The organism is Citrobacter sp. S-77, assembly GCF_963864895.1.
Classification (GTDB): Bacteria; Pseudomonadota; Gammaproteobacteria; order Enterobacterales; family Enterobacteriaceae; genus Citrobacter; species Citrobacter murliniae.
The window spans coordinates 4,749,733-4,762,465 of sequence record NZ_CAWLWU010000002.1 but is presented as its reverse complement, the minus strand read 5'-3'; the positions used below and the strand labels follow the sequence as shown (position 1 = coordinate 4,762,465).

At 49.4% G+C, this 12,733-nt stretch carries 14 protein-coding genes; 4 read left to right on the top strand and 10 right to left on the bottom strand.

Annotated elements, in window-relative coordinates; all coding sequences use genetic code 11:
- Positions 1–97 precede the first annotated feature (97 nt).
- The 4 genes from AACS05_RS23265 to AACS05_RS23250 are packed head-to-tail and all read right to left on the bottom strand — an operon-like array spanning position 98 to position 3,474.
- A complete protein-coding gene (locus tag AACS05_RS23265; RefSeq protein WP_008786514.1) occupies positions 98–400 on the bottom strand; it encodes a PTS lactose/cellobiose transporter subunit IIA in 303 nt (100 codons plus the stop codon).
- Positions 401–412: 12 nt separating this feature from the next.
- The gene (locus AACS05_RS23260) at positions 413–1,795 is read right to left on the bottom strand and encodes a glycoside hydrolase family 1 protein (RefSeq protein WP_045448886.1); all 1,383 of its coding nucleotides are present in this window, start codon (positions 1,793–1,795) and stop codon (positions 413–415) included.
- Between the two features lie 20 nt (positions 1,796–1,815).
- Positions 1,816–3,147 (bottom strand): PTS sugar transporter subunit IIC, encoded by a 1,332-nt coding sequence (locus AACS05_RS23255; protein WP_045448884.1) that lies wholly within the window; start codon positions 3,145–3,147, stop codon positions 1,816–1,818.
- 12 nt (positions 3,148–3,159) lie between these two features.
- Positions 3,160–3,474 (bottom strand): PTS sugar transporter subunit IIB, encoded by a 315-nt coding sequence (locus AACS05_RS23250; protein ID WP_045448882.1) that lies wholly within the window; start codon positions 3,472–3,474, stop codon positions 3,160–3,162.
- Between the two features lie 292 nt (positions 3,475–3,766).
- On the opposite strand from AACS05_RS23250, the gene AACS05_RS23245 reads away from it, so the two are divergent.
- Positions 3,767–4,714 carry a LacI family DNA-binding transcriptional regulator gene (locus AACS05_RS23245; RefSeq protein WP_045448881.1) on the top strand — a complete coding sequence of 316 codons (948 nt, stop codon included), beginning with the start codon at positions 3,767–3,769 and terminating at the stop codon, positions 4,712–4,714.
- Between the two features lie 36 nt (positions 4,715–4,750).
- Here AACS05_RS23245 and AACS05_RS23240 read toward each other — a convergent pair whose 3' ends face one another.
- Positions 4,751–5,044: a YicS family protein gene (locus AACS05_RS23240; protein ID WP_045448878.1), complete on the bottom strand. Its 294-nt coding sequence runs from the start codon at positions 5,042–5,044 to the stop codon at positions 4,751–4,753.
- 129 nt (positions 5,045–5,173) lie between these two features.
- Between AACS05_RS23240 and AACS05_RS23235 the strand changes: the two genes are divergently transcribed.
- Together AACS05_RS23235 and nlpA are read left to right on the top strand one after the other, a co-directional pair.
- A complete protein-coding gene (locus AACS05_RS23235) occupies positions 5,174–5,590 on the top strand; it encodes a GNAT family N-acetyltransferase (protein WP_045448877.1) in 417 nt (138 codons plus the stop codon).
- A gap of 207 nt (positions 5,591–5,797) precedes the next feature.
- Entirely contained in the window at positions 5,798–6,616 is an 819-nt protein-coding gene (gene nlpA, locus AACS05_RS23230; RefSeq protein ID WP_045448875.1) for a lipoprotein NlpA, read from the top strand.
- Between the two features lie 28 nt (positions 6,617–6,644).
- Here nlpA and AACS05_RS23225 read toward each other — a convergent pair whose 3' ends face one another.
- From AACS05_RS23225 to AACS05_RS23215, 3 genes are all read right to left on the bottom strand, one after another.
- On the bottom strand, positions 6,645–7,547 hold the full coding sequence (locus AACS05_RS23225; protein ID WP_045448874.1) for a carboxylate/amino acid/amine transporter: 903 nt from the start codon (positions 7,545–7,547) through the stop codon (positions 6,645–6,647).
- Between the two features lie 127 nt (positions 7,548–7,674).
- Complete coding sequence (locus tag AACS05_RS23220) at positions 7,675–7,980, bottom strand: putative quinol monooxygenase (RefSeq protein ID WP_045448872.1); 306 nt, start codon at positions 7,978–7,980, stop codon at positions 7,675–7,677.
- A complete protein-coding gene (locus tag AACS05_RS23215) occupies positions 7,981–8,988 on the bottom strand; it encodes a zinc-binding alcohol dehydrogenase family protein (RefSeq protein ID WP_045448870.1) in 1,008 nt (335 codons plus the stop codon).
- 237 nt (positions 8,989–9,225) lie between these two features.
- Between AACS05_RS23215 and AACS05_RS23210 the strand changes: the two genes are divergently transcribed.
- The gene (locus tag AACS05_RS23210) at positions 9,226–10,128 is read left to right on the top strand and encodes a LysR family transcriptional regulator (RefSeq protein WP_045448868.1); all 903 of its coding nucleotides are present in this window, start codon (positions 9,226–9,228) and stop codon (positions 10,126–10,128) included.
- Between the two features lie 60 nt (positions 10,129–10,188).
- Here the strand turns inward: AACS05_RS23210 and AACS05_RS23205 are convergent, their stop codons facing one another.
- Positions 10,189–11,685 (bottom strand): C69 family dipeptidase, encoded by a 1,497-nt coding sequence (locus tag AACS05_RS23205; RefSeq protein ID WP_045448866.1) that lies wholly within the window; start codon positions 11,683–11,685, stop codon positions 10,189–10,191.
- A gap of 495 nt (positions 11,686–12,180) precedes the next feature.
- Entirely contained in the window at positions 12,181–12,558 is a 378-nt protein-coding gene (locus AACS05_RS23200) for a hypothetical protein (protein ID WP_052369297.1), read from the bottom strand.
- Positions 12,559–12,733: the final 175 nt, after the last annotated feature.

Sequence of the window (12,733 nt, the reverse complement as noted above, 5' to 3'; positions counted from 1 at the left end):
ATCACCAAAACAAGTTGATCTGTTTATTTTGTTAACGGGTACAGAAATATTTTATTTAATCGTAATAAACTCTCCGTTCGTAAAGTGTAAGTTCATATTAGCGCTGATACAGATGAATAATTTCTTCTGACAGTTCGCGGGCTAATAGCGATGTCATTAAGTGGTCCTGCGCATGCACCATAATTAATGTCATAGGCTGCCGGGCTTCCCCGGCGTCCTGTTCGATTAATTTTGTTTGCATGTGGTGAGCTTGACGTGCGTAGCCATCAGCCTCACGAAGCAGGCTTTTCGCTTCATCAATGTTCCCGGCGCGTGCAGCGTGGAGTGCTTCGAAGCACAGGCTTCGGGACTGGCCGGCATTAACGATGATTTCCATTACTGCTTCTTCTAATGCAATCATGATCTTCTGTTCTCAATTAAAACCATTGTTTTCGGCGGTATCGGCAAACCACTCGCCACTCTTTTTCACCGTACGTTTTTGCGTTTCTAAATCTAACTGAACAAAGCCATAGCGGTTTTTATATCCGTTGAGCCATGACCAGTTATCAATAAAGGTCCACATGTGGTAGCCAAGACAATTACAGCCTTCGCTTATTCCCTTATGCAGCCATTTAAGATGTGCAGAAACGAATTCAATACGGTAGTCATCGTTGATTTGATCCTGCTGAATGAATCGCTGTTCGTTTTCTACCCCCATTCCATTTTCAGAAATAAAACAGCGTGGGTTACCGTAATTATCTCGCAGGTTGGTAATAATATCGTAAATACCTGGCTCATAAATTTCCCAGCCACGGTAAGGGTTCATTTTGCGTCCCGGCATTTCGTAATAATCGAACAACCATTCAGGCATAAACGGTGCATCAGGATTGACCGCGCTATCACGACATTTCACCCGTCGGGGCTGGTAATAGTTAATGCCCAACAGGTCGATTTTGCCATCGGATATCAGCTGGCTATCGCCAGGCTTACACGTGGGCAGCTGATCGTACTCTTTCAGCAGTTCCACCAGGTCCGCAGGATATTCACCTTTCAGTACCGGGTCGAGAAAACTGCGGTTGAAGAGCAGATCCGCATGGTGTGCGGCTTTCACATCCGCCGGATTTTGTGAGCGTGGATAGGAAGGCGTTAAATTTAACACTACGCCAATTTCACCGTCATAGTTCCCGGTGCGATACGCGCGAACAGCCGTCGAATGTGCCAGTACAGTGTGGTACGCCACGGTTACGGCACGTTTGAAATCCACCACGTTTGGATAATGGAAGTCATACAGATAGCCGCCTTCGACCGGGACAATCGGTTCATTAAAGGTGAACCAGTGCTTAACCCGATTGCCGAACAAGTCGAAGCATGTTTGTGCGTAGCGACCAAATGCCTCGACCACTTCCCGGTTTTCCCAGCCGCCTTTTTCCTGCATCACCATTGGCATGTCAAAGTGGAACAGGGTGATAAATGGCGTGATGCCCTGTGCCAGCAGCTCATTGATCACATTGTTATAGAAATTGACGGCTTCAGGATTTACTTCACCCGTGCCGTCAGGGATCAGGCGCGACCAGCTCAGGGAAGTTCGGAAGCTGTTGTGCTTCAGTTGCTTCAGCAGCGAGATGTCTTGCTTCCAGTGCTGATAAAATGTCGAGGTGTTCGCCGGGCCAACCCCCTGATGGAAACGGCCTGGCTGACGGTCGAACCATACGTCCCATGTGGTCTGGCTTTTGCCACCGTTCAGGCTATCCCCTTCGGTTTGCAGCGCTGAACAGGCACTGCCCCACCAGAAGTTTTCAGGAAAACGGTATCCCATTGTTCTGACTCCTTGATCGATTATGAGTTGCTACGGGCAGCGTTCGCCACGGAGACGGCATCCTGGGCCTTTTGCTCTTCAGTTTTCATCAAAGAGCGTTCGTATGCGCGCAGGAAAGGGAGGTACATCAGCGCTGACATCGCCATACAGATAAAGCACATCACCACCGGGCTTAATGCCCAGTTCGCGGCCCAGGAAGCACCAATTGGTGCTGGTGTGGTCCACGGTGTCAGTGAAACAACCTGCGCCAGCCAGCCAAGTTTTGTGGCGCTATATGCCAGCACAGCGTTAACCAGCGGTACGCAGACGAACGGAATGAATAGCATCGGGTTCATGATGATCGGCGCACCAAACAGAATAGGCTCATTGATGTTAAAGAAACTAGGCACAATTCCCATTTTGCCGATGGTCCGCAGGTGTGCGACGCGGCTGCGCAGCAGCAGGAATGCCAGTGGTAATGTCGATCCCACGCCGCCAATGAGCAGGTAGTGATCCCAGAAGCCCTGTAGATAAACATGTGGTAATGCAGCGCCAGCGGCAAGAGCCGCCTGGTTGGCAGATAAGTTGGCCATCCAGAATGGATTCATAATGCCAGTGACAATCAGTGAACCGTGGATCCCGGCGAACCAGAAAATCTGGCACAGCAGGACGGAAAGCAGGATTGCGGGCAGGGAATCAGAAGCGGAAACCAGCGGTTCCAGCAGGTGCATTATTGCCTGCGGAATGATCATTCCGGTTTGTGCTTCGATAAACAGGTTTAGCGGATGCAGGGTCGCAATCACGACCAGAACCGGAATCAGGATTTCAAATGAGCGGGCGACGCCGGTCGGCACCTCTTTAGGCAGGCGAATGGTCACGTTATTCTGCTTCAGCCACGCATACATGCGGGTGGAATAGATAGCAGTGATCAGCGCGGTAAAGATCCCCTGACCGGAGAGATATTGCGTAGAGATTTTCCCGTCGGCATAGGGGGCTGCAACCAGTAAAAACGCCATAAAGGCCAGCAGACCGGACATTACCGGGTCGAGGTTAAACTGTCGGCCCAGACTGGCGCCAATGCCGACGGAGATGAAGAACGTCATAACACCCATGCTGAGGTTAAACGGCAGCATCAACTGTTCGCGATAGGTGGCAGAGAAATCAAGCCAGCCACGGGCAAAGCTGTTGGTGGTTTCGGCAGAGAACGGAGGAAAAATAAACACCAGCATGAAGGAGCCGATGATCATAAACGGCAGCGCCGCCGTAAAACCGTCACGAATCGCAATCACATACTTTTGCTGTCCCAGCTTTCCGGCGAGGGGGGTGATGGATTGTTCAATGACGGCAACCATTGACTGATATAACGAACTCATATTGACACCTTTCTAGTGTGCCGCTTCAATCAGCGACAGAGCATAATCCAGCACTTTGTCACCACGTTGCATACCGTAATCCATCATATCTATGGCTTTTACGGGTATACCCTGGGTGGCAGCCTTTTCTGAGAGTGTGTTAAGCATATATTTTACCTGGGGGCCAAGTAGCACCACCTGGTAATTTGGAAACTGTGTGTCAAATTCGGCAACACCGTATGCCTCAATCTTCACCGGTAGTCCACGAATGTCCGCCTCTTCAACCATTTTGCGAACTAGTAAACTGGTGGACATTCCTGCAGAGCAGCACAGCATAATCCTGAACATTGTTAGCCATCCTTTAAATGTAAAAACATATTGCGAGTTTGATTTGATATCATACGGAAACCGGTTTCCATTCGTAGCAAACGGAACTGTGATGGCCATCAAGATCTGATGCGTATAAGGCTGATTATTTGAATCCAGCTCACGAAATTTGGTGGTTTGAACTCTTTTTGAGTGCAAATGGAAAATCGGTTTCCATGAAAAACGGAAACAGATATACTGCGAGTGGCGATTATTTAAGCCAATGTTAAATACAGGAAGGAAAGGGCCAGGCGGGTCCTGTCAGGGGAGAATGATGTCTACTATCAACGATGTATCGCGTTTGGCTGGCGTATCTAAAGCTACTGTGTCGCGCGTGTTGAGCGGATCGCGTGGCGTAAAAGAGGCCAGCCGTCTCGCCGTGTTGAAGGCGGTGGATGAACTCAATTATCGTCCGAATGTGATTGCACAGTCGCTGCTGAGCCAGTCTACAGGCTGCATTGGCGTGATATGCGCACAGGACAACATCAATCAGACAACGGGCTATCTCTACGCGCTGGAAAAGCATCTTAGCCAGCATCAAAAACACCTCCTCCTTCGCTTTGCCAATACCAAAGCGGAAGTGATGAGCGCCCTTGATGAGCTAAGCTGCGGTTTGTGCGATGACGTGTTGATTATTGGCGCACGTTTCCCGTTAAGTATTAGTCAGGATAATGTCATTCTGGTGGATTGCCTGGAGTCTGGCGATGACGTCAACAGCATCCAGTTCGATCACGCATTCGCTACCGAAACGGCATGTAACTACCTGATTAGCCAGCATCGCCGCCAGATTGCGTTGATCCACCCGGATGGTATGGGTTTCTCCGACCAGGTACTCCTGGGTTACAAACATGCATTGGAAAAAAATTTCCTGCCCTTTAACCGCAATCTGGTGTTTATGGAAGCGACTTCATCATCAGTGGCCTTGCAGGAATTGCTAAATAACGCGTCAACGCTCAATTTTAACGCGCTGCTGGTGGCGGATGAACAGCAGGCCCAGCGTGTGATCCCGCAGTTGCAGGCATTTAATAAATCCGTACCGGAAGACATTATGGTCTTTAGCCTGGCCGGTACACTGCACCTGCCCGGTATCCCGACAATCCCGGCTATTGAATATTCAATGGATGCCATGGCCGCACGTATAGTCAGCTGGTTAAATGAAAAAACGCAGAGTGTGCTGAGTTCGTACGTGCTGCGCGGAGATTTAATTATTCCTCAGCGGTAACGGTATCAATCAGGCGTTAAGCACTCTGCTTCGCGCCTAGATATCCGGACATTCAACCTTACTAAGTGCTTCCCAGTAGTTGTCCTGATGACTTCTTTGTATTGCCAAAATGGCTTCGCGAATATGCTGCTGATTACGTGAATCAGCCATAATCGTTTTTTCCCACACCTCATCCGATGGCGACCCCTGTGGGGTACAAATCTTACGTAAATCCTTCAGCACAGTGTTTTTTTCGTGAACTGACTGTAGCGAACCGTAAGCCGAGTCGGCCTGCGCCAGACCCGGCAGCGTGAAAAGAATGGCAATGATCGGAAAAACGGCTCGTTTCATGTTAATAATCCTTGTTGTCGACGCGCATAATTTCAAGAGTAAGTGTAGTCGGCATACGGCTCACTCATCAGCCTGTGTTAGTGTAGAAAAATTAATCAGCCAGAAGTTGTAGTTTTTCAGGAGGATAGAATGCAGATACAGATTACGGATACGGTTACAGAAGATGATCAGAATGCGCTGCTCACTGGCCTGCGTGCTTACAATCTCCAGTTCCTGAAAACGTCCAATTTTGGCGATCTGGCGGTCTACTGGCGCGATGAGCATAAAGAGATACTGGGTGGGCTGATCGGTAAAATCAAAGGTGAGTGGCTGTGTATTGAGTTTTTATGGATGCATGAATCCCTGCGTAAAGGCGGTTATGGCACAAAGCTGATGCAGGCGGCAGAACAGACTGCGCGCGAGAGAGGGTGTTTGCATGCGCTGGTTGATACCATGAGTTTCCAGGCGTTGCCGTTTTATCAAAAGAACGGTTACCAGTTACAAATGACCCTCGAAGACTTCCCGGAAAAAGGGGCAGCACGCCATTATTTATCAAAATCATTTTGATGACCGGAAGGATGGCTTGCTGAATATCCACCGAGAGTTGAGAAATCGTGTCGCCCGGTAGCGTCGTGCCACCGGGCATTTTTTTGTATATTCCTTCGTTATGCTTTTTTCTTCTTGCTGATACTTTTTCGTTTTTTAAACCGCAGCAGCCTTCCCGCTATAGTCAATTCATTACTCATCAGGCGGTTATTTCAAAAGGATAAAAACGTGAAACTGAACATACCTCATTTCGGGGCCGGGGCGGCATTATTGCTGGCGGGAATATTACTGGCAGGTTGCGATCAGCAAAGCAGTGATGCGAAACATATCAAAGTCGGCGTGATTAACGGCGCAGAGCAGGATGTGGCGGAGGTTGCGAAGAAAGTGGCCAAAGAGAAGTACGGTTTGGATGTTGAGCTGGTAGGGTTCAGCGGTTCGTTACTACCCAACGATGCAACCAATCATGGTGAACTGGATGCCAATGTCTTCCAGCATCGTCCTTTCCTGGAGCAGGATAATAAAGCGCATAACTTTAAGCTGGTGGCGGTGGGCAATACCTTTGTCTTCCCGATGGCGGGTTATTCGAAAAAAATCAAAACCGTTGCCGAGCTGAAAGACGGCGCGACAATTGCGATTCCTAACGATCCAACTAATCTCGGACGTGCGCTATTGCTGTTGCAAAAAGAAAAACTGATTACCTTGAAAGAGGGCACTGGTCTGTTGCCGACGGCGCTGGATATTACTGATAACCCACACCATCTGAATATTATGGAGCTGGAAGGCGCGCAATTGCCGCGTGTACTGGACGATCAGAAAGTGGATGTGGCAATTATCAGTACCACCTACATTCAGCAAACCGGGCTTTCCCCGGTACATGACAGCGTATTTATTGAAGACAAAAACTCACCGTACGTGAATATTCTGGTGGCGCGAGAAGACAACAAAGATGCAGAGAACGTAAAAGAGTTCCTGCAATCTTATCAGTCACCGGAAGTGGCGAAAGCAGCCGAGAAAATCTTTAACGGCGGCGCGGTACCGGGCTGGTAATATTCGCCCGTCACCGCGCCGGTTGGCGTTATGCCGTTCTGGCGCGGCGGCGGGAATCCATTGAAATCAGCACCACTGAAGAGAGGATCAGCAGCGTACCGAGCCAGTCCGGTAAAGTGAACGTAATGCCTAACAGGAGCAGGGACAGTAAGGCACTGCTCAGTGGCTCTGCACAGCTCAAAATGCTCGCTTTCGGCCCACCAATCATCTGCGCACCTTTCAGGTACAGGCTAAACGTCAGTGATGTACCGATCACCACCAGATAGAAAAATGCCAGAATCAAACTGCCATTGACCACAAAGTTCGTTCCCTGCCCGGCATAGAATGGGAGCAGGATCAGGCCGCCTATCAACATGCTCCAGCCGACAATCGGTAGCGTACCGTAACGCGCGATAAGCACAGAGGGATATGTCGTATAGAACGCGGCAGCAAATGCCGAAGCGATCCCCCAGAACAGCGCGGCAGGCGAGATGGATAACGACGTCGGGTTGCCGTGGGTGACCAGCAGGAATGTGCCGATTAGCGAGGTGAAGATCGCCGTCAGCACTAATATTCCCGGTCGCGCTTTGCGTACCACCGAAAACCACGCCACGATAATTGTCGGTGACAAAAATTGCAGTACCGTTGCGGTGGCGGCATTGGATTTTTCAATGGTAAGCAGAAAGGTCAGTTGTACGGTGAGCGCCCCGACCACAGAAAAAATCAGCAGGCTGATGGCGTCTTTGCGGTTTTTGATAACGGAGAAGACTTTGTCACCGTGCACAAAAGAGAGCATCAGCAGAATGAGCCCGGCGAAAATCAGACGTGTCATGGTCAGAAACTGCGACGACATCTGACTTTGCTCCATGATGTACTGCGCGCAAACGCCTGAACTTCCCCATAATACGGCGGCTATCAGGACGTTCATCATCCCTCTTCTGGTGGAACTCATCTTTCCCTCTGCATAATGTATTGTCTTATTTGTGTGCAGACATCATAGCAGAGATGACTCTGACAGCAGGAATACCTCATGCACTGTCTTTAGCTCCCCCCGCCAGGCAGGGAGCTCTGGGATAATGTTAAGCGTCTATCGGTGTCAGATAATCCAGACGCAGCGGCTCGGCCAGCAGGTCGTTCATTTGCAGAATAAACGTCTGGAAATGCGGTAAGGCGATATGTTCGTCCAGACCTGCCTGGCCGCGCCAGGATTCACGCACGTAAAATACATCCGGCGTATCGCGTAACTGAAACAGCGCGTACTCAATATTGCCCGGCTCCCGGCGAGTGGGTAGCAAAAGGGCTTGCAGCGCTTGTTTCAGTGCGTTGATTTTCCCTGGTTTGGCTTTTAGCACCGCTATGATTGAAATCACCGTAGAGTCAGGCATTTAAAATCCCTCCAGAACAATCTTGCCCACTGAACGACCGGTTTCAATTTGGGCATGGGCTTTTTGCAAATTAGCCGCGGTGATGGCACCAAAATGTTCGCCCAGCGTGGTATGGATAACCTTGCTGTCAATCAGTTGCGCCACGCGGGTCAGTAGCTGATGCTGGGCAATGATGTCGCGTGTTTCAAACATCGAGCGTGTAAACATAAATTCCCAGTGCAGAGAAATGCTTTTAGTTTTCAGCGGACGCGCATCAAGGGATTGCGGATCGTCAATTAGCGCCAGTTTTCCCTGTGGCGCCAGCGCGGCAATAATCTGCTGATAGTGCTGCTCGGTATTGTTCAGGCTGGCGACATGGGTCACCTGTTTAATGCCTGTTCGTGCCAGTTCTTCTGTCAGCGGTTTACTGTGATCAATCACATGATGAGCGCCCGCTTCACGTACCCATTTCTGGCTTTCCGGACGCGATGCCGTACCGATAACGGTCATTTTGGTCAGCTTACTGGCTAGTTGGGTCAGGATAGAACCAACGCCGCCTGCAGCGCCGACAATCAATAAAACATCATTCTCATTGCCATTTTCCTCAACGCCCAGGCGGTCGAACAGCATTTCCCACGCAGTGATGGCGGTCAGCGGCAGGGCTGCCGCTGAAGCGTTATCCAGTGATTGTGGCTTCAGCGCAACAATGCGTTCATCAACCAGCTGAAATTCACTGTTACTGCCAGCACGACCCAGCGCACCGGCGTACCAGACTTCGTCGCCAGGCGCGAACAGCGTCACCGCATCGCCCACGGATTTCACCACGCCAACCGCATCCCAGCCCAGCACGCGCGGCACGTCGGCATTGAAACCTTCGCGTACTTTGGTATCGACGGGGTTGACGGAAATAGCTTTCACTTCAACTAAAAGGTCATGTCCGGTAGCGATCGGAACCGGCAGGTCAATTTCTTGTAAAAATTCAATATTGCTGCCGTTGGTTGCGGCGTGGGTAATGGCGATAGCTTTCATAGTCTCTCCGGTTACAGGAATCTATTTATACCCGTCATACTTCAAGCTGCATGTGCGTTGGCTACGCTCGCTCACTCCAGTCACATAGTTCGCTATGTTCCAGGAGATTCACTCCCTTGCCGCCTTCATGCAACTCGAATTATTTAGGGTATATCTGTTGAATAATTCGATGGTAAACCGGCATCAGAACGGGAAAAATAGCCTCACGGCGACAGGACTTATACTCGAGGAGTGAAAATGTTCCGGCTTGAAGATCTCACGTTGTTTGTCCGCGCCGCGGCGCTGAACAGTTTTAGTGATGCGGCGCGCGAAGTCGGCGTCCAGCCCGCCCAGGTCAGTTCAGCTATCAAGCGTCTGGAGTCTACGCTGACGATTCGCCTGTTCGCTCGCTCCACACGTAGCCTGCGGCTCACACCGGAAGGTGAGATCTGGTTGCCCTATGCCCGTCAGATGCTGGATGTAATGCACGCCGGATTGCAAAAAATCCAGACGCCGGAAGATGAGATTTCAGGCATGCTGCAAATTGCGGTGCCGTCCGATCTCGGACGGAATCTGTTGTTGCCGGTCTTTCAATCGTTTCGTCGTCGCTATCCTGCGCTGCGCCTGCGGGTCTTTTTCTCCGACCAGGTGACCGATGTATTTAAAGATCCCGTCGATGTCGCGTTTCGGTATGGTAATACCGAAGACGCGTCTTATATCGCGTTGCCCGTCGCGCCAGGTAATCGCCGCGTGCTGGTGGCTTCTCCGGACTGGATTGCGCAATACGGTGAGCCGCAACACCCTGGCGATTTAGCGCAGCTGAACGCCATGACCTTTGTATTACGCGGGCGGCTTCATGATCGCTGGACGTTTACGCGTAATGGTGAAGTCAGTAGCGTGCAGGTCAACAGCACCATTATGAGCGATGATGCCGAAGTGATAAGGCGTCTGGCGATTGCCGGTGAGGGGATTGCGTATAAGTCGTGGCTGGATGTGAGCGAAGATGTGCGTGACGGTCGTTTGCAGTTGCTGATGCCGGGGTATCTGGGGGAAAAAGTTCCGTTAAATATGATTTGCCCACACCGTAAACAGCTTTCAACGGCGGTACGGTTATTGCACGATGCCGTGAAGGCGCGGTGTGAAATGCTGGCGCAGAGCTAACGTTTTTGCTCTGCACCAGAATCATCAGGTCTTTAACCTGGCTTTCTACTCTGCGGTCACTCAGTCTTTTTTGCTGGCGTTAGCAAAGTAAATATCAGACTGAATGTCTTTGGTGCGGATGGTGAACAACTGATTAGTCAGGTCTTCGGTCAGCTTCTCGGCATCGGCCATGATGCGCAGGTTGAAGTCATTCAGCATCTTATCGGCGGCGGGTTTATCGGTTTTTGCCATCTTCAGATATTCTGCCTCAACCTCTTTTTGCTCCTTCGCCACTTTGTCTTCCCACGCTTTGTAGGCTTTTTTGACGATAGGGGCGAGCTTCGGATAGTCCGTCATGGTCAGCGTCTGTAATTTGCGATACTTCCAGTAAATGGATTGATCGTCAGCGTTGTTCGTACCTATCGTATAGTTGGCCGGATACGTTTTCAGGCCGCTATAGTAGGGAACAAAGGCGGTAAGATCGGCCATACCCAGACCAATATAGGTTGTTTCACCAATCTCTTTTGGCAACCACGGACGTACCTGCATAACGTGCGCTTCGTAGGTACGGAAGACACTGACCGGACGCCACGGCTCTTTACCGTTCAGGCCGTTGGTGTAAGGGTCATGTTTGGTGCCTTCATAGTGGTTACGCAACACAGATTTCACATCGTCCAGCGTCATTTTCTTCTCTGGCGTCATGAATACCGGGAATTCACGACCTGCGGCCATATCCTGTTTTACGGAAGGATTGAACTCTTTCTGAATAGTCCAGACGCGGGGATCGTTATATGTGCGGTCACGCTCATCGTCACGAGTATAGACTTTGGAAAAGTTGAATTTGCCATCTTTTGCCTGATCGTAAAGACCTTTTTCGGTCGCGAACTCAACCAGGTTTTTTGACGCCATCATATTAGGGTTCTTAGGATCGTAATCCTGTAAGCGTCCCTGATTACCAGTGGCAAAATATTGATTATTCGGTAAACGCTGTGCCATCCACTGGTGGCCGCTACCGGTTTCCAGATACCAGATTTCGTTATCGTCCACCACGGCAACGCCAAAGCCTTCGCCAGCTCCGGCGGTTTCAACGATATGTCCAAGCAACGCCACCGCTTCACGGGCTGTTTTGCTCTGTGACAGCAGGATATCCGGAATATCGTCTTCGGTGATGCCTTTGTCTTCAACATATGGGTCGACGGCCAGCGCTTTTGGCGAAGCAAAAATAGATTCTGTACCGCTCACGCCGACGCCCAGTTCGTTAAAACCGGTTGCGCCATGCAGTTGCGTTTTCCAGTTTGGAACGGTGGTGTAACGCAGGGAATTTTTTGGCAGCGGCCAGGTAAAATCATTCGCGCCATTATGCGCTTTGGTGCTGTACACACCGGTCTGATTCTGTTTTGCCGGATGAATGACAAAATGCTGTGCTTTCAGGGCATCGCTGTCTGCACTGCGGGCTACCAACATGGATCCGTCCGCCGACGCTTCATTGCCGACCAGCAGGGTCGTACAAGCAAAGCCTGATGAAACAACAGCCAAATTTATAGAAAGTGCAATCAGGCACTTTTTAAACGTAAACATTAAATATCCCTCATAAGTACGCCATAAATACACCGGAAACACACCGTTTGCTGAAATGCGATAACGTCCGAACGCTCAGACATTGCTCGCCAGAGAGATAAACGCCCCTGCCCACGTTTTCTCCAAATATCCATTGGTAGGTTGAAGTCTTCTGGACAAAATAAAGTGCCCGTTTCGCTCAATTATTACGCAATGAATATCGAGGTATTCAGGATGTTTCCTGATTCGGGGGAAAGAATAGCAATGGCACATCGACAAATTCAGTGACGTGTGTCGCGTAAGTTGACGGCGATAATTGTGTCGAAAAATAACAGATGCTGTTGGTTGCGATGAAAGATGTCAGGCTACTGGAAATATTAAGGGTGGTATTGGAAAGTTGATTGGACATTATGTTCTTTGTTGGCCGGACACGTATAAGCGTTATCCGGCGAAGAATGAAGCTGTAAATGCCATTTATTACACACTCAGTGAACTTGCTGGTAGTCGATACTCAAATCACAATTGGCTGATTGCGTACATTTTTTTTTCGATACCGGCATAGGCGGCATTTTTAACTCGAGCGCAGATTAAATGCAGCTTTGAATTGGCCTCCATAGCGATCAATTCTTTATGGTCTTTATCCAGAATGGTTGAGTTTTTATCATAAAAATCATAGCTTTTATTGATTTCAGTGAACTGCTTTTGATAAAGCATAAACTTATCAGGATCAACTTTTCGTAGTACGTTGAAGTTATTAATACACTCGCTGTCTGAGAAAAGTGAGTCATCCGTTGAAGCTTTATTTTTAGTCACATCGTTTGTTGGATGCGTTGCATCAACACAACCACTGAGAATAATAAGAGCAACAAAATAGCACATCCACTGCTTGTTCATAATAAATATCCATGATGTTAATTGATATGATGATATTTAATGGTCTGGAATTGATTTTAATATCTTGATTTTTTGGCGGAAGTTAATGATGGGAGGCATTTTGGTGCATTATTGGGATGTGCAAAAATATACTTGAAGAGATTTTTAATATCTTACTAATGCAATTGGAATAGCG

Bases quoted from the DNA above. Each gene is read 5' to 3' on its own strand.
- AACS05_RS23250 (WP_045448882.1), bottom strand. From the start codon at position 3,474: ATGTTCAGGATTATGCTGTGCTGCTCTGCAGGAATGTCCACCAGTTTA.
- AACS05_RS23245 (WP_045448881.1), top strand. From the start codon at position 3,767: ATGTCTACTATCAACGATGTATCGCGTTTGGCTGGCGTATCTAAAGCT.
- AACS05_RS23210 (WP_045448868.1), top strand. From the start codon at position 9,226: ATGTTCCGGCTTGAAGATCTCACGTTGTTTGTCCGCGCCGCGGCGCTG.
- AACS05_RS23235 (WP_045448877.1), top strand. From the start codon at position 5,174: ATGCAGATACAGATTACGGATACGGTTACAGAAGATGATCAGAATGCG.
- AACS05_RS23200 (WP_052369297.1), bottom strand. From the start codon at position 12,558: ATGAACAAGCAGTGGATGTGCTATTTTGTTGCTCTTATTATTCTCAGT.
- AACS05_RS23260 (WP_045448886.1), bottom strand. From the start codon at position 1,795: ATGGGATACCGTTTTCCTGAAAACTTCTGGTGGGGCAGTGCCTGTTCA.
- AACS05_RS23255 (WP_045448884.1), bottom strand. From the start codon at position 3,147: ATGAGTTCGTTATATCAGTCAATGGTTGCCGTCATTGAACAATCCATC.
- AACS05_RS23215 (WP_045448870.1), bottom strand. From the start codon at position 8,988: ATGAAAGCTATCGCCATTACCCACGCCGCAACCAACGGCAGCAATATT.
- AACS05_RS23265 (WP_008786514.1), bottom strand. From the start codon at position 400: ATGATTGCATTAGAAGAAGCAGTAATGGAAATCATCGTTAATGCCGGC.
- AACS05_RS23225 (WP_045448874.1), bottom strand. From the start codon at position 7,547: ATGAGTTCCACCAGAAGAGGGATGATGAACGTCCTGATAGCCGCCGTA.
- AACS05_RS23205 (WP_045448866.1), bottom strand. From the start codon at position 11,685: ATGTTTACGTTTAAAAAGTGCCTGATTGCACTTTCTATAAATTTGGCT.
- AACS05_RS23220 (WP_045448872.1), bottom strand. From the start codon at position 7,980: ATGCCTGACTCTACGGTGATTTCAATCATAGCGGTGCTAAAAGCCAAA.
- AACS05_RS23240 (WP_045448878.1), bottom strand. From the start codon at position 5,044: ATGAAACGAGCCGTTTTTCCGATCATTGCCATTCTTTTCACGCTGCCG.